Origin of the sequence: Shinella sp. HZN7 (assembly GCF_001652565.1) — a bacterium.
Lineage (GTDB): Bacteria > Pseudomonadota > Alphaproteobacteria > Rhizobiales > Rhizobiaceae > Shinella > Shinella granuli.
Genome location: NZ_CP015736.1, coordinates 2,430,395 through 2,447,017 on the forward strand (window position 1 = coordinate 2,430,395; position 16,623 = coordinate 2,447,017).

General features: G+C 65.4%; 14 protein-coding genes and 1 other RNA gene. All 15 read right to left on the reverse strand.

Annotated features, from left to right (window positions below):
- Window positions 1–174: 174 nt before the first annotated feature.
- The gene (gene ftsW / locus shn_RS11745; protein ID WP_064330565.1) at window positions 175–1,329 is read right to left on the reverse strand and encodes a putative lipid II flippase FtsW; all 1,155 of its coding nucleotides are present in this window, start codon (window positions 1,327–1,329) and stop codon (window positions 175–177) included.
- Between the two features lie 173 nt (window positions 1,330–1,502).
- Complete coding sequence (gene murD / locus shn_RS11750) at window positions 1,503–2,900, reverse strand: UDP-N-acetylmuramoyl-L-alanine--D-glutamate ligase (protein ID WP_064330566.1); 1,398 nt, start codon at window positions 2,898–2,900, stop codon at window positions 1,503–1,505.
- A gap of 7 nt (window positions 2,901–2,907) precedes the next feature.
- A complete protein-coding gene (gene mraY, locus shn_RS11755) occupies window positions 2,908–4,008 on the reverse strand; it encodes a phospho-N-acetylmuramoyl-pentapeptide-transferase (RefSeq protein WP_064330567.1) in 1,101 nt (366 codons plus the stop codon).
- Window positions 4,009–4,124: 116 nt separating this feature from the next.
- Entirely contained in the window at window positions 4,125–5,558 is a 1,434-nt protein-coding gene (locus tag shn_RS11760; RefSeq protein ID WP_064330568.1) for a UDP-N-acetylmuramoylalanyl-D-glutamyl-2,6-diaminopimelate--D-alanyl-D-alanine ligase, read from the reverse strand.
- Window positions 5,555–7,006, reverse strand: coding sequence for a UDP-N-acetylmuramoyl-L-alanyl-D-glutamate--2,6-diaminopimelate ligase (locus shn_RS11765; protein WP_064330569.1), 1,452 nt, complete (start codon window positions 7,004–7,006; stop codon window positions 5,555–5,557). The genes shn_RS11760 and shn_RS11765 overlap by 4 nt, the downstream gene beginning before the upstream one ends.
- Before the next feature lie 64 nt (window positions 7,007–7,070).
- Window positions 7,071–8,819 carry a penicillin-binding protein 2 gene (locus tag shn_RS11770; protein WP_064330570.1) on the reverse strand — a complete coding sequence of 583 codons (1,749 nt, stop codon included), beginning with the start codon at window positions 8,817–8,819 and terminating at the stop codon, window positions 7,071–7,073.
- A complete protein-coding gene (locus shn_RS11775; protein WP_064330571.1) occupies window positions 8,819–9,208 on the reverse strand; it encodes a hypothetical protein in 390 nt (129 codons plus the stop codon). Before shn_RS11775 ends, shn_RS11770 begins: the two co-directional genes overlap by 1 nt.
- A gap of 3 nt (window positions 9,209–9,211) precedes the next feature.
- A complete protein-coding gene (gene rsmH, locus shn_RS11780) occupies window positions 9,212–10,237 on the reverse strand; it encodes a 16S rRNA (cytosine(1402)-N(4))-methyltransferase RsmH (protein WP_064330572.1) in 1,026 nt (341 codons plus the stop codon).
- Window positions 10,238–10,251: 14 nt separating this feature from the next.
- Window positions 10,252–10,692: a division/cell wall cluster transcriptional repressor MraZ gene (gene mraZ, locus shn_RS11785; RefSeq protein WP_064330573.1), complete on the reverse strand. Its 441-nt coding sequence runs from the start codon at window positions 10,690–10,692 to the stop codon at window positions 10,252–10,254.
- 648 nt (window positions 10,693–11,340) lie between these two features.
- Window positions 11,341–12,084 (reverse strand): CatB-related O-acetyltransferase, encoded by a 744-nt coding sequence (locus shn_RS11790; protein WP_064330574.1) that lies wholly within the window; start codon window positions 12,082–12,084, stop codon window positions 11,341–11,343.
- Between the two features lie 230 nt (window positions 12,085–12,314).
- Window positions 12,315–12,710, reverse strand: an RNA gene (rnpB, locus tag shn_RS11795) — RNase P RNA component class A.
- A 41-nt stretch (window positions 12,711–12,751) separates the two neighbouring features.
- A complete protein-coding gene (locus shn_RS11800; protein WP_064330575.1) occupies window positions 12,752–13,933 on the reverse strand; it encodes an FAD-binding oxidoreductase in 1,182 nt (393 codons plus the stop codon).
- A 73-nt stretch (window positions 13,934–14,006) separates the two neighbouring features.
- Complete coding sequence (locus shn_RS11805; protein WP_245337285.1) at window positions 14,007–14,669, reverse strand: lytic transglycosylase domain-containing protein; 663 nt, start codon at window positions 14,667–14,669, stop codon at window positions 14,007–14,009.
- A gap of 225 nt (window positions 14,670–14,894) precedes the next feature.
- Entirely contained in the window at window positions 14,895–15,659 is a 765-nt protein-coding gene (locus shn_RS11810) for an N-acetylmuramoyl-L-alanine amidase (RefSeq protein WP_064330576.1), read from the reverse strand.
- Entirely contained in the window at window positions 15,656–16,339 is a 684-nt protein-coding gene (locus shn_RS11815; protein ID WP_371328606.1) for a TerB family tellurite resistance protein, read from the reverse strand. Before shn_RS11815 ends, shn_RS11810 begins: the two co-directional genes overlap by 4 nt.
- Window positions 16,340–16,623 lie beyond the last annotated feature (284 nt).

The window sequence follows — 16,623 nt, forward strand, 5'->3', positions numbered from 1 at the left end:
TGCATGCCTTGTGCGTTGCGGAGGCATTACCCCCCTCTGCCCTGCCGGGCATCTCCCCCTCAAGGGGGGAGATCGATTCGTGGCACCGCCTTGCTTCCAGCCAATCTCCCCGCTTGAGGGGGAGATGCCCGGCAGGGCAGAGGGGGGTGAAACCCGCATACGCCATCGAACCGATCACTCCGCAGGCGCCACGATGCCGCCGCGGAAGAGGCTGCGCTCGGAGGCGCGCTTTTCCGGGCGGTGGCGGGTCAGCGCCAGGATGAAGCCGGCCGTCACGCAGATCGCGATCATCGACGAGCCGCCATAGGAGATCAGCGGCAGCGTCATGCCCTTGGCCGGCAGCAGCTCCAGGTTCACGCCGATATTGATCATCGACTGCGTGCCGATCTGCAGCACGAGGCCGGCGACGGCGAAACGCGTGAAATCGTTGCGCTCCTTGAAGGCATGGTTGAGGCCGCGCATCACCACGAAGGCGAAGATCATGACGATGACCATGCAGAAGAGGATGCCGAACTCCTCGGCCGCGACGGAGAAGATGAAGTCGGTATGGCTGTCCGGGATGATGCGCTTGACCGTGCCCTCGCCCGGCCCCTGGCCGAACCAGTCGCCGCGGATGATGGCCTCGCGCGCCGTGTCCATCTGGAACGTGTCGCCCTCGCCGGTCAGGAACTTGTCGATACGGCCCGCCACGTGCGGCAGGAACGTATAGGCCGTCAGGAGGCCGCCGACGGCCGCGCCGCCGAGCACGATGATCCACAGCCACGGCATGCCGGCCATGAAGAACATGCCGCCCCAGACGGCGGCCGTCAGGATGGTCTGGCCAAGGTCGGGCTGGGCGACGAGCAGCGCCGCGACGATGCCGAAGAGGATGATGGCGAAGAGGTTGCCGGGAATTTCCGGCTGTCGGGCATGTTCGGCAAAGAGCCAGGCGCAGATGACGACGAAGGCCGGCTTCATGAATTCGGACGGCTGGATGGAGAAGCTGCCGATGGAGATCCAGCGCCGCGAGCCCTTGACCTCGACGCCGAAGAACAGCGCCAGCACCATGGCAGCAAGCGAGACGACGAGCAGGATCATCGCCGCGCGCCGCACCTGCCGCGGCGACATGAAGGAAATGCCGAACATCACCGCGATGGCCGGGATCAGGAACATGGCGTGACGCTTGACGAAGTGGAAGCTGTCGAGCCCGAGGCGCTCGGCAACCGGCGGGCTGGCCGCGAAGGACAGCATGAAGCCGAGGCCCATCAACAGGATGAAGGCCGCCAGGAAGAACCGGTCTATCGTCCAGAACCAGTCCGCCAATGCACCACGTTCGGCACGACTAACCATGTCTCGTTCCTCTCGCTGAGCGGTTCGGGATCCGCTGCGTCCACTCCCTCCCCTCCGCCATCCTCGGGCTTGACCCGAGGATCCACGCGGCACGCACGGCGCAAATGGATCCTCGGGTCAAGCCCGAGGATGGCGGAGAGGCAGGGAGCAAGGTCGCAAATCCCGACACCATCCTAAACCTCGACCAGCATGGACACGCCCGGCAGGGCCGAAACGTGCTTCACGAAGGCATCACCCCTGACTTCAAAGTTCTTGTACTGGTCGAAGCTTGCGCAAGCCGGGGAAAGCAGAACGGCAACGGGGCCGTTTCCATCCCGCTCGGCATCCGCCGCCGCGTCCCGGACCGCCCGTTCCAGCGTGCCCGACATCGCGAAGGGCACGGCCTCGCCGAGCGTCGCCGCGAAGGCGGGCGCCGCCTCGCCGATGAGATAGGCCTTGGCGATCTTCGGGAAGAACGTGCCGAGCGAGGAAATCCCGCCCTCCTTCGGCACGCCCCCGGCGATCCAGTAGATGCGCTCGAAGCTCGACAGGGCCGGCGCGGCCGCATCGGCATTCGTCGCCTTGGAATCGTTGACGAACAGCGTCTCGCCCTTGCGCCCGACCGGCTGCATGCGGTGCTTCAGGCCCGGGAAGGACGCAAGGCCGGCGCGGATCTCGTCTTCGACGACACCGACCGCAAGGCAGGCCGCGACGGCGGCGGCGGCGTTCTGCGCATTGTGGGCGCCGCGCAGGGTCTCGATCGGGGAAAGGTCCGCGATCACGCGGGTCGCCCCGCCCTGCGCCAGGACGAGGCGCGGGCCATCGGCATAGATGCCGTCGGCCAGCACGTTGCGCTTGGAGATGCGCACGACTTTCGTGCCGGCCCGCTCGACGCGGTCGGCGATGCGCTCGCAGAAACTGTCGTCGACGCCGACGATCGCCGTCCGGCTGCCGGCGACAAGGCGTTCCTTGACATCGGCATAGTGCGCCATCGAGCCGTGGCGGTCGAGATGGTCGGGCGTCAGGTTGAGAAGGATGCCGGCGGACGGGTTCAGCGTCGGCGCCAGGTCGATCTGGTAGGAGGAGCACTCCACCACATAGAAGCGGCCGGCCTTCGGCGGATCGAGCGTCAGCACCGCGGTGCCGATATTGCCGCCGAGCTGGGTGTCGCGCCCGCTCGCCTTGAGGATATGGGCGATCAGCGCCGTCGTGGTCGACTTGCCGTTCGTGCCTGTTATGGCGACGAAGGGGCAATCGGGCGCATGCGCCCGGCGCTCGCGCACGAAAAGTTCGACATCACCGATGATCTCGACGCCGGCTGCGCGGGCAAGCTCCGCGCTCCAATGGGGTTTCGGATGGGTGAGCGGCACGCCGGGCGAAAGCACCAGCGCATCCACGGCCTTCCAGTCGAGCCTGCGCAGGTCGCCCGTCCGGATGCCGGCGGACGACGCGTTCTCGACGCTCGCCGCGCTGTCGTCCCAGGCGATGACCTCGGCGCCGCCCGCGGCAAGCGCCAGCGCCGTCGCAAGGCCGGAGCCGCCGAGCCCGAAGAGCGCGACCGTCTTTCCCTTGAAGCTGGTGACGGGGATCATGACCTCTTCACCGCAGCTTGAGCGTGGAGAGGCCGACCAGCGCCAGCACGACGGCGATGATCCAGAAGCGCACGACGACCTGGCTTTCCGTCCAGCCCTTCTTCTCGAAATGGTGGTGGATCGGCGCCATCAGGAAGACGCGCCTGCCCGTGAGCTTGAAGGAGGCAACCTGGATGATGACCGACAGCGTCTCCATGACGAAGAGGCCGCCGATGATCGCCATGACGATCTCGTGCTTGGTGGCGACGGCGACCGTGCCGATGAGGCCGCCGAGCGCCAGCGAACCGGTGTCGCCCATGAAGATGGCGGCCGGCGGGGCGTTGAACCACAGGAAGCCGAGGCCGGCGCCGATGACCGCACCGAGCACGACGGCAAGCTCGCCCGTGCCGGGCACGAAATGGATCTGCAGATAGTTCGCGAAGACCGCGTTGCCGGCGAGATAGGCGATGACGCCGAAGGAGGCGGCCGAGATCATCACGGGAACCGTGGCAAGGCCGTCGAGCCCGTCCGTCAGGTTCACCGCATTGCCGGCCGCCACGATGACAAAGCCGCCGAACAGCACGAAGAAGAGGCCGAGATTGATCAGGAAATCCTTGGCGAAGGGAAAGGCGATGGAGGAGCCGAAGGTCGAGCCGGCCGCCCCCGCGGACAACGAGGCGCGCATCATGAAATAGGTCGCAGCCCCCGCGATGATGAATTCGAGGCCGAGGCGCGCCTTGCCGGAAAAGCCCTTCTCCGTCTGCTTGGTGACCTTGAGATAGTCGTCGTAGAAGCCGATCGCCCCGAAGCCGAGCGTCACGAGCAGGGTCGCGACCACATAGACGTTGGAAAGATCGGCCCAGAGCAGCGCGCTGCCGACGATGCCGGCGAGGATCATCAGGCCGCCCATGGTGGGCGTGCCGGCCTTCTTGAAATGCGTCTGCGGCCCGTCGGCACGGATCGGCTGGCCCTTGCCCTGGCGGATGCGCAGCGAGGAGATGATCATCGGTCCGAAGAGGAAGACGATGGTGGCCGAGGTGAACAGCGCAGCGCCCGTCCTAAAGGTAATGTAGCGGAACAGGTTGAACACCTGCACGGTGTCAGCCAGCTCGACGAGCCAAAGCAGCATTGTCACCCTTTCCCCAAAAGGTTCCCCGCATCATCCGCGGCGTGACCGACCGCGGACGGAGATGTCGATTCCATAAAAAAGAAGGCCCGGCGGGCATCTGCCCGGCCGAACCTCCCTCAAAGCTCGCGTTCCCTCTCCGGGAACGTCGGATATTTGTCAAGCAGGGCCGCCACGATACGGCTGAATCCCGTGCCCTTCGACGATTTCACGACCAGAACATCGCCCGGCTGCACCGCATCGAGCGCATGGGCGGCAAGCGCGTCCGCCGTGTCGCGGTATTCCGTCGCCACGCCCTCCGGCAGCACATCCCGCAGCGCCGCCATGTCCGGTCCGCCGAGCCAGACGTCGCCGATACCCGCCTCCAGAAGCGGTTCGGCAAGGCCGGCATGGACGAGCGGCGAATGCTCGCCCATTTCCAGCATGTCGCCGAGCACGGCGATGCGCCGGCCCCGGCCATGCGGCTCGGCGTCGCGCAACAGCGCGATCGCCGCGCGCATCGAGGCAGGGTTGGCATTGTAGCTCTCGTCGATCAGCGTGAACCAGCCGCCGTCCTTGGCGAGCCGGTAGCGGCGTCCCCGCCCCTTCTCCGCCTGCATGGTGGCAAGCCCCGCCATCGCCTTCTCGATATCGCCGCCGGCAAGATGCACCGCGCCGAGCACGGCGACGGCGTTTTCGGCGATGTGCCGCCCGGGCGCGCCCATCGGCACTTCCAGCGTCTGTCCGCCGACCGCGGCGCGCAACAGTCCGCCCTCGGCACTCGGGATGAAATCGAGCAGGCGGAACTCCGCCGTCGGATCGGCACCGAAACTGTGGACATGCGAGACGCCGGCCGCCTGCGCCGCCTTTTCGAGGAAGGCGAACTGCTCGTTGTCGCGGTTGAGAAGGGCGTGCCCCCCCGGCACGACACCCTCGAAAATCTCCGCCTTGGCGGCGGCGATCTCCTCCAGATCACGGAAATTGCCGAGATGGGCCGGCGCGATCGTCGTGATCATCGCCACATGGGGGCGCACCATGGCGACCAGCGGGCGGATCTCGCCGGGATGGTTCATGCCGATCTCGAAGACGCCGTAGTCGGTGGTCTCCGGCATGCGGGCGAGCGTCAGTGGCACGCCCCAATGGTTGTTGAAGGAGGCGACGGAGGCGTGCACGCTGCCGGAAGGCGAAAGCGCCTGGCGCAGCATCTCCTTGGTCGTCGTCTTGCCGACGGAGCCAGTGACGGCGACGATGCGGGCCGCCGTGCGGTCGCGCGCCGCGCAGCCGAGGTCGACGAGCGCCTGGAGCACGTCCGGCACCACGATCATCGGCGTGACGAGCCGGCCGAGCGCCGGCAGCTTGCCTTCGCTGACAACGAGCAGCGCCGCGCCGTTGGCGACCGCGAAGCTTGCGAAATCATGGCCGTCGACGCGATCGCCCTTGATGGCGAAGAAGGCTTCGCCGGGCGCGATGTTGCGGCTGTCGATGGAAATGCCGGTGACGCCCTGCGGCAGGTTGCCGATGGGGCGGCCGTGCAGGGCGGCGACGAGATCAGGCGTGGTCCAGAGCCATTTCAACGGTCGAGTTCCTCCAGGGCCTTCAGCAATTCCGCGTGGTCGGAGAACGGCAGCGTCACGGTGCCGACGGTCTGCCCCTCCTCATGCCCCTTGCCGGCGACGATCAGCGTGTCGCCGGACTGCAGCATGCGGACGGCGCTGCGGATCGCCTCGGCGCGATCGCCGATCTCGGTCGCGCCCCTGGCCGCCGCCATGATCTCGGAGCGGATGACTTCGGGCACCTCGGAGCGCGGATTGTCGTCGGTGACGACCACCACGTCGGCAAGGCGCGTGGCGATCTCGCCCATGATCGGCCGCTTGCCCTTGTCGCGGTCCCCGCCGCAGCCGAAGACCACGATGACACGGCCCGTCGTGAAGGGGCGCACGGAGGTCAGCACGTTTTCCAGCGCATCCGGCTTGTGGGCATAGTCGACATAGGCGAGCGCGCCGTTCCTGGCGTGGCCCACCAGTTCGAGCCGGCCGGAGGCGCCGATCAGCTTTTCGAGCGCGGCCATGGCAACGGCGGCGGGGACGCCGGTCGACATGGCAAGACCTGCCGCCACGAGCGCGTTCGCCACCTGGAAATCGCCGGCGAGCGGGATATGCACTTCATAGATGGCATCGCCGACATGCACCTCGGCCGTCTGCTTGTGGCGGAAATGCTCGACGCGCTTCAGCGTCAGGTATTCGCCCTTGCGGCCGACCGTGCGCACGTCGAGCCCGGCCTTCCGCGCCGCCTCGATCGCAACGCCCGACCATTCGTCATCGGCATAGATGACGGCGGGGGCGCCCTTGGCGAGCAGCGTATCGAACAGCCGCATCTTCGAGGCCATGTAGTGCTCGACCGTCGGGTGGTAGTCCATGTGGTCGCGGCCGAGATTGGTGAAGGCAGCGGCGGAGAGCTTCACGCCGTCGAGACGCGCCTGGTCGAGGCCGTGGCTGGACGCCTCCATCGCGGCATGGGTGACGCCGGCATCGGCAAGCTCGGCGAGCAGTTCGTGCAGCGACACCGGATCGGGCGTCGTCAGCGAGCCGTAGTCGTTGCGGCCGGGCGCGACGACGCCGGTCGTGCCGATCATCGCGGCGGCATGGCCGGCATGGGCCCAGATCTGGCGGGTGAAGGAGGCGACGGAGGTCTTTCCGGCCGTGCCCGTCACGGCAACCATGGTTTCCGGCTGACGGCCGTAGAAGCGGGCGGCGGCAAGCGCCAGGAACCGGCGCGGCTCGGCGACGGGGATGACCGGGACGGAGGCTTCGGCCTTGCTGCCGGCGGCAACGGCAACCGCGGCGGCGCCGCGCGAGACGGCATCGGCGATGAAGGCGCTGCCATCGGCCCTGGTGCCCGAGAGTGCAACGAAGAGATCGCCCGGCTTCACCTTCCGGCTGTCGCTGGCAATGCCGCCGATGTCTATCGCGGCTGCGGCGGAAAGGTCTTCGGTTTCGGGTCCGGCGAGGTCACTGATCTTCATTGTCCGCTCTGCTGCTTTCCAGTGGAAGCCGTTTCCATTCGAATCGGCCTCCCGTCTTCTCCATTCAATAAGACACAAGCAAGGCAGACCCGTCCTCACCAAATTTCGGCTTTACACCGAGAAGGGCGGCCGAGCGGCGGATGATCTCGCCGACCATCGGCGCGGCGTTGAGGCCGGCGGTGCGCCCCCCGCCCTCGCCCGTCTGCGGCGCGTCGATGAAGGTGAGGACCACATATTTCGGGTCGTCGATCGGGAAGGCGGAGAGGAAGGCGTTGAAGTTCTGGGTGTTGGAATAACGGCCGCCGACGACCTTGTTGGCCGTGCCCGTCTTGCCGCCGACATTGAAGCCCGGAACGAGCGCGCGGCGGCCGGAACCGTCGTTCGCGTTGAGCTTGAAGAGGTAGCGCATCTTGTCGCCGGTCTCCGGCTTGACGACGACCTTAGCCACCTCGTTCGCCTCCTCCACCGTGCGCGGCAGGAAGGTCGGGTTGATCAGGAGGCCGCCGTTCATCAGCGCCGCCGCGGCCACCGCCGTCTGCAGCGGCGTCGTCGAGACGCCGTGGCCGAAGGAGATGGTGATCGAGTTGATCTTCTTCCATTCACGCGGCTGCGTCGGGGTCTTCACCTCCGGCAGCTCGGTTTCGAGCCGGGTCAGAAGGCCGAGCCGCGTCAGGAACTCCTTGTGGCCGGCGATGCCGACGACGTCGGCCATCTTGGCCGTGCCGATGTTGGAGGAATACTGGAAGATCTCCGGCACGGTCAGCACGCGGTGCTTGCCGTGGAAGTCCTTGATGGTGAAGCCGCCGATGCGGATCGGCGCGCGGGCGTCGAAGCTGTCGGTGATCTTCACCTTGCCCGAATCGAGCGCCATCGCCGTCGTGAAGCTCTTGAAGGTGGAGCCCATCTCGAACGTGCCGTTCGACATGCGGTTCATCCAGCCTTCCTTGGCGCCTTCGGCCGGGTTGTTGGGATCGTAGTCCGGCACCGAGGCCATGGCGAGGATCTCGCCCGTATGCACATCCATCACCACGGCGCCGGCGGCGATCGCCTTGTATTTCTCCATGCCCGTCGCCACGACGTCGCGCACGATGGCCTGGACGCGCAGATCGATGGACAGGCGCACCGGCTCCAGCTTGGCATCGCTCGTCATGCCGATCGCGGCAAGGTCGGCGAGACCCTGGTTGTCGATGTAGCGCTCCATGCCGGCAATGCCGCGGTTGTCGATGTTGACATGGCCGACGATATGCGAGGCGGTGACGCCGCCCGGATAGAAGCGGCGCTTTTCCGGCCGGAAGCCGACGCCGGGAATGCCGAGCGCCAGGATGCGGCTCTGCTGCTTGGGCGTCAGCTGGCGCTTCAGCCACTGGAAGCGGGATTTCGAGGTGAGCTTGCGGTAGATGCCGCGCCGGTCGAGGTCGGGCATGACGGTGGCGAGCATTTCCACCGCCTCGTCCGCATCGACGATCTTGTGCGGCTCGGCATAGAGCGAGACGGTGCGGATGTCGGTGGCGAGGATCTCGCCGTTGCGGTCGACGATGTCGGGACGCGAGGCCATCAGGTGGTCGGCGGGGCCGATCGAGGACACGGTTTCGGGCGAGGCCATGCCATATTGCACGAGGCGGCCGCCGATGACCGCATAGACCATGCCGAAGCAGCAGATGATGACGGCGACGCGGCTGCGGGCCTGCGAGCCGGAGCGCTTGCGCGTGCCCTCGAAAGCATGGCCGCCATGGCTGCCGGCCCGGTTGTTGTTGCCGCCGGCGCTGAAATGCGCCTTGCTCTTGAGGTCCATGATGCGGGAGAGAAACGACATCAGTTTGCCACCGATCCGGTTTGGATTGCGTCCGTGCCTTTGGCTTTCTTCTGGCTCTTGGCGACCTTCTCGTCCTTCTCCGGCGCCAGCGCCGGCAGTTCGGCCGTCGGCATGGGCAGCTCGTTCGGCTGGGCGAGCTGGATCGATTCGGTCGGCACGAGCTTCAGGTCGGCCTCGAAGGTCTTCACCAGGCGGTTCAGGCGGTTCGGCTGGGTGAGCAGCGCCCAGTCGGCCTTGAGGAGGTCGATCGTGTCCTCCTCCAGCTTGATCTCGGCGTCGAGCTTGCGCACCTCTTCCAGCTTGTTCTCGGCCTGGTGCTTGATCGAATAGGTGACGGTGGCTGCTGCGGTCATGACGGCGATCATCACGACATCAAGGGTACGGAACATCACTCAGCTTCCCATCTTCGCAAGGTCGGCAAGGTTCGGCAGGTTGAAAATGGACAGATCATCCGTCCCGGCGGGGGCGCTCGTGCGCTCGCCCGCCCGCAGCTTCGCGGATCGGGCGCGCGGATTGACCGCGCTCTCCTCGTCGCCGGCCGCCACCATAGGGCGCCCGACTGGTGCGAAGGTTGCGGCCTTGTCGTGGACTTCCGGCAGATGCCGCGAGCCCGCCGCCTTTCCGGCGCGGTCCTGGAAGAATTTCTTGACGATCCGGTCCTCCAGCGAATGGAAGGAGACGACGACCAGCCGCCCGCCCGGCTTCAACACACGCTCGGCGGCGAACAGGGCTTCGGCAAGTTCGCCGAGCTCGTCGTTGACGAAGACGCGCAGCGCCTGGAAGACGCGCGTCGCCGGGTGGATCTTGTCCTTGGCCTTGCGCGGCGTCGTCAGCTCGATGAGGTTGGCGAGCTGGCGCGTCGTGGTGAAGGGTTCCTTCTCGCGCGCCTTCTCGATGGCGCGGGCGATGCGCCCGGCCTGCTTCTCCTCGCCGAGGAAGCCGAAGATGCGGATGAGGTCGGAGACCTTTGCGCGGTTCACCACATCGGCAGCCGAGACGCCGGTGGCCGACATGCGCATGTCGAGCGGCCCGTTCTTCTGGAACGAGAAGCCGCGCTCGGCCTCGTCGATCTGCATGGAGGAGACGCCGATATCGAGCACGACGCCGTCGAGCCCGCCCGCGGGCGCATGCTCGGCAAGCTCGGAAAAGCGCGAATGGATGAGGGTCAGCCGGCCGCCGGACGCTTCGGCCAGCGCCTTGCCGCCCGCAATGGCGTTGGGATCGCGGTCGAGCGCGATGACATTTGCCCCCTCGGCGAGGATGGCGGACGTATAGCCGCCTGCCCCGAACGTGCCGTCGAGGATGACCTGGCCGGGTTTCGGCGAAAGCGCCGCGAGGACCTCGGAGAGAAGAACCGGAATGTGACGGACCGGTCCGCCATCGGCATCAGAAAAACCTCCGCCAAGATCCGCCGCCATTCCGATTCTCCGTCTTACCCCAAGCCCAGACCTCGCGTCCTGAACTCTTCCCGGGCAGCCGCCTGCGTGGCTAGGAATGTCTGCGGTGCCCAGAGCTGAAAATGATCCGCCCGACCGACAAAGGTCACCTCCGTGGTGATGCCCGTATAGTCGCGGATGAAATCCGTGACCGGCAGGCGCCCCTCCGAATCGAGCTTCATGAAGACCCCGCCCCCGTGGACCAGGAGCGACATCCGGTTGGCTTGCGGCGAAAGAACGTCCTCGCTGGCGATCTGGCGCTCGAAACGATCGAGCAGATCCAGCCCGCCGACGCTGATCGCCGGAAACAAGAAGTCCTGGAAGCAGTACAGCTCCCGGATGTCGCGCTGCGACAGGACGGAGCGAAAGGCCGACGGAACGGAAACCCGCCCCTTGGCATCGATCCTGTTTGTCGCATTCGACAGGAACCGGTTCATGACGCGATACAGCCGCTTCCAGAGCCATGGCGCTGTGCATCCGCCCCGGCTCACCCAACACAACACCGCACACGCAAGCCAGCCCTGATACGTCGCCTACGCGCCGTACCATCCCCAGCCGGTCAGCCTCAAAGCTTTGCGATGATCGGACGCTCATGCGTCCTTGTGCAGTGTGAGTTTGGGATACCATGGGACCATATGGGCGTCAATGGGAAGTGACCTCGTTCCCGGTAATGAGACCGTCAAATGCGAACAGTTGCGTCGCGCAAATCCACATCCTCTCGGCAGCCTGAATTGCGGGCGAAAACAGTTTGTTAACCCTACATTCCGAGGGTTAACACGAGGTTAAAAACGACGCCCGAGGAACAAAACAGGAAACCCGCAGCCTGCGCCTACATCCGCCTGAGTTCACAGCAGCAATTGATGGGAGACGGACAGCGAAAGGGATGGAATTGGCGCAGGCATAGGCCCGGGAACACGAATTGTTATAGGGAGACACATTCCGTAATATCGGCGTGAGCGGTTCCGGAGGAAGTCGGGCACAGGTTCGGTGAGAGCCACGAGGGCCGGCGCGAACGGCGCTTCCCATAGGCCGGCAAGACCCCGGATTGCGCCAATCCGACCGCACGCCCGAAATCCGTCCCTGAACTAGAGAGGATGAATCACGAAATCGTTGGGGAAGGTCAGAATCCTGGGCTGATACGGCTGGATGGAGCCGTCCGCTCGCTTCGCGTCAAGGATGTCAAGGAACTCTTCCACCTTCGTGAAAGGCAGTCCTTGGAACGACGTGAAGGAGTAGTCGTGCCATCGGCTGGCGAGAAGGCGTGCGATGATCTTTTCCGCAAAGCGCATCTTCACCACGCGCCCCGGATTGCCGACAACCACCGCATAGGACGGCACGTCCTTGGTCACGACCGCATCCGTGCCGATGATGGCGCCATCGCCGATGTGAACCCCGCCGCGGATATAGGCGCGGTCGCCGATCCAGACATCGTTGCCGATCGTGATGTCCCTGTATCGCGGATGCGAGACGTCCTGGTCGACCGGGTCGAAACCGCCGTTCTGCTCGGCAAAGCCGCTGCCCAGGAAGGACCGGGCGTAAAAGGCGCTTGATGTGCTGATCCAGTCCGTCGGGTGTTCCCCCGCACCGAAGGCGACATTCGTCGCGATCGAGCAGTACCGACCGACGCGGCTGACGCGCGTGAGCATGGACCAGGAATAGGAGAACGCGCCGAACGTCAGCGGGTTGTCCACGGAGACGCCGCCGAAAAGCCCGCAGGGCGCTTCCATCCTGATGCCGTCTTGCGCCCTGAAGAGCCCGCCTATCTGGACGCTGACATGCTGCTCCTTCAACCGCTGCGCAAGTTCCGGAGAGATCGAAAGGACATGCATGTTTGTTTCCCTATGGTCGGCCAGAAGGTGTTTTTCCTCGAAGAGGACTCACCTGACAAGGCCCCCCCGGGACAAACTCACACTCATCCCCTTCGAGGGGCCCTGGCCACCCGTATTCGGGAGGAGAACCGGCAGGCACCCGCATCTGCCCGGAGTGCCCGGTCGCAGGCGCAACCCTTCGGATTTCAGCGCATTGGCGCGTCGTGAAGAACCGTCCTGCGGAAAAGGTTTTTGCCAGTTGGCCTGTAAGCCGGGTTCTGTATGGCTCCGGCTTTCGCCGGAACGTGGCAGCCATTCATCTGGGACCGGACTTGCGCCCGGCCTCTTGCAACCCACCCGGATGACCGGCCCGGAAACGGGCTGAAGCGCTTGCGCGCTTCGCGTCATCCCTATTCGGTTTTGCTCCCGGTGGGGTTTACCGTGCCGTCCATGTCGCCATGGCCGCGGTGGGCTCTTACCCCACCCTTTCACCCTTACCTTCCGGAGAAGGCGGTTTGCTTTCTGTGGCACTTTCCCTGGGGTCGCCCCCGCCGGACGTTATCCGGCACCGTGTTTCCGTGGAGCCCGGACTTTCCTCACCCTGCGGCCTTTCGACCCTTGCAAGGCGCGGCTGCCCGGCCAACTGGCAGGCGCTGACTAACCGATACCGAGAGGAAAGACCAGTGTCTTATCGGAAATGAACCGCGAAATCCGTCGTGTAGTGCGGTTCGTCCATCTTTCCGCGAATCACCAGGTCCGCGCCGATGCGGCCGATCTCGTCGGAACTCTTCGCCGCCGCCCCGTTGCCGCCGGTCAGGAGCGCGACACGATCACCCTCCACGAAGCCGGCATAGGGATAGCCGTGCACCGTATAGGTCGTGACGCAGGGTGCGGAGACAAGACGCACAGGATCGAGATCGGGAATGGACCGCACAAGCAGGCGCTTCAGATGCACGATCGCCTCCGGCCGCCCCTCGCCACGGAACCAGTCGCGAATCGCCTGCTCCTCCTCGATCGCGACCTCCGTCGGATCGCCGCCGATCTTGAGATAGGAATGGCCGTCCGGATAGACGATCGGCGGCAGGAAGTAGAAATGGTCGGCCGGATCGGCGCTCTCGTCGATCCAGGACGGCATGGCGCGATAGCCCTCGGCCTGTTCGGGCGACAATTGCGCCAGCACGACGGTGCGTGCCTTGACGACAAGGGCCGGCACCTTCGGCAACAGCCCGGGCGCACGGGAGAAACCGCCGGTCGCCACCAGCACGCGCCCGCCGGTGACCGCACCGCCCGATTTCAGCGCCACCGCGGCACGGCCGCCGGCATCCGTCACCGAAAGGGCGTCGTCGGGGATGGAAACGCCGCCGGCCTTTTCCATGCAGGCGACCTGTGCCGCGACGAGCTTGCGCGGATCGATATAGCCGGCACCCTTCACCTCGAAGACGCCGGCCGAGCTCTCCGGCAGGTCGAACCAGGGAAACCGCGCCCGCAGCGCCGCCCGGTCGAACAGGGGCGCCTCCAGCGCATAGCGCTTCGCCACGGCCTCGACGGCAGTAAGGAAATCGCCGCCGGCAGGACCGCTGATCAGGCAGCCCGTCTCGCCGTAGAAGTCTATGCCGCTCTCGGCCTCGATGGTGCGGTAGCGGGCGATCGACCGCTTGGCGAGCAGGGCCCAGTCCGGGTCCTGGTCGATCGTGCGGGTGATGCGGCCGCTGTCATAGTGGCTGGCGAAGACGCCGTCGTGCTTCTGCCAGTCGGCCGGTTCCCCCCGCCCGACGAGCGCCACGGAGGCGCCCGTTGCGGCAAGGTGGCGTGCGGCCGCCGCCCCCATCATGCCCCTGCCCACGACGACGAAATCGAAATGCCGATCCATGCCCTACCCTCGCTTTTCACCGATGGCATAGCATGACCGCGGGCCGATTCCAGCCCGCGAAACGTCGCGCCGGTCAGTCGATGATGCTCTGCACCTTGCCGCAATAGCGCTTGGAGACCGGGTTCATGCGCTTGGCGCCATGGCCGGCATTGTAGCGCAGGATCGTGCCGCAGGTCGTGCCGCCGCTGAGATCGTGCGCCATGGCGAGATACTTCATGCCGAACTTGATGTTGGTCTCGGGATCGTAGAGGCCCTTGGCGCCGCCGCGATACCCCATCATGCGGGCCGTGGCCGGCTTGATCTGCATGAGGCCGATCTCGCCGGCGCTGCCGCGGGCCTTCGGGTTGAAGTTGCTCTCGACGCGCACCACCGCATGGGCGAGGTCGACGGGCACGCCATAAGCCTTGGCATAGGTCTGGATCAGGCCGGAATAGCCGGCCGTCTTGCGCTCCGCCGACAGCGGATTCTCCGCCTTGGGGTAGCCGGTCGTGCTCTTGTAGGTCTTCAGCTTGCCGACGACCACGCCGTCCTTGTCGATGACGGTCGTGCGCTTGTTGCTGCGCTTGCTGGAAACCTTGCGCGGCTTCTGCTTGCCGGCGGCCTCCTGTTTTTCGGAAGTCTGGAACAGATACTGTTTCTTGGCCGAGCCCCGGGAAGGTTCGGCATAGGCCGTGGCGGCGGAAAAAACGGACACACAAAAGCAGGCCGCACTGAAGGCGGCAAGAAGTCTTCTCATCTAGTCATCGTCTCCAAAAGGCGCAAAGGCAGAGCCTTGGCCCGCGGCATCTCAAGCCGCGCAGCCCGCGCAACCGTCTCGATCCTCGTTGATTGCGGTCAGGCCCTGACCGCATGCTGCGCTGCGATGAACGCAAGCGGAAAGAACATGCCCAATCGGGTCAGGATGTGGCGAAATGGTAAACTTCTGTTACAGACCGTAATATTCGAATATTCGGATAGGCTGTCAGGCCGCCAGTCGCGGCAGCGCGGAAAGCAGCCGGTGCAGCGTGTCGATGGTCGAGAAATCGGCGATGCCATCGACCCGCCGGGGCCGGAAATGGCGCTGGAAAGCGGCGACGGCGCCTTCCGTTTTCTCCGAATAAACCCCATCGATTTCAGTGCCATAACCGTAGAGCGACAGCATGGTCTGCAGGGCCTCGACCGGCTGGCCGGCGTCCCCCTTCTGGAAGAACCGCCCGCCGGCGATCGGCGATGGCGCTACCCAGTGCCCGACACCCCCGGCATGGAGGCGCTCCCACGGGAATTTTTCACCCGGATCGACCTTGCGAACGGGGGCCACATCGGAGTGCGCGAGCACCCGTTCCGGGGCGATTTGCCACCTCTTGCCACAATCGCGACACAGTTCGACGACCGCCGCGACCTGCGCATCGGGGAAATCCGGCAGGCCGCCGGGATGCCCGGCATTGGCGATCTCGATGCCGATCGAGGCCGAGTTGATGTCGGTCTCGCCCTTCCAGAAGCTCTTTCCCGCGTGCCAGGCGCGGTCCGCCTCGCGCACGAGCTGCTCGACGCGCCCGTCCTCGTGCACGAAGTAATGACAGGAAACCTGGCTTTCCGGCGCGCAGAGCCATTTCAGCGCGCCGTCAGCCGTTTCCATGCCGGTATAATGCAGGAGGATGATATCCGGCGTGCGCCCGCCTGCCCGCTCGCCGAAATTCGGCGACGGCGCGGCCGTCGCGCCGGCATAGTCACAGATGAATGCGCTCATGCAGCGCAGCGTTCCTTCTCGATCGCCTCATAGGCAGCGTTGAGCGCGGCCATGCGGTCGTTCGCGATCTGATGGAACTCGGCCGGCACGCCACGCGCCACCAGCCTATCAGGATGGTTCTCCGAGGCAAGCACCCGGTAACGCTTGCGGATTTCCGCAAAGTCGTCGCTCGGCTTGACGCCCAGCACCTTGTAGGGGTCCCGGCCGCTGACATGGACATGCCGCGCCGTGATCTGCTCGAAACGCTCGTCGGCCATGCCGAAGATCTCGGCGACGCGGCCGAGGAAGGCCATTTCCTTCTCGTGGATCAGGCCGTCGGCCTTGGCGATATGGAACAGGCCGTCGACGATGTCCTCGAGGATCGGGCAGTTCTTCTCGCAGGAGACGCAGAGCGCCTTCATCTTCTCCGCATAGGCCTCGTAGCCGGCGACATCCTGGCGCGCGAGGTTGTAGAGCCGGGCGACATTGGCCGCCTGGTTGTCGGGATACTTGAAGATGTCCTTGAAGGCATCGACCTCGGCGGTCGTCACGACGCCGTCCGCCTTCGCCATCTTGGCGGAAAGCGCGATCATCGCCACGGAAAAGGCGACCTGCTTGCGGGTTTCCGGATCGCCTTCGAACAGCGTGCGCACGGCCTCGACCACGCCGGACAGCACATTGCTGGCGGTATCCGAGACCATGCCGACGAGGCGATCCCACACGGCACTGATGAAGCAACTGGGCGAATTCTGGAACATAAGGTGATCTTGATCAGACAATTGCAGGGAAAGCAAGGCGGGAAATGCTTGAATGACAAAATTTTGATGGCCCTCATCAAGTGGAGGCATCGAAATTTTCCGGCCAAAACATTTTCCCCGCCATGCATGAAAGACAATCCGTCATGGAGTGCGGATAAGTTCGCCGCGCCGTTCCCCTTCCGGGGATTCTGCGCTAGAGCAACTGCACATCGAGACGGGCTGACGCC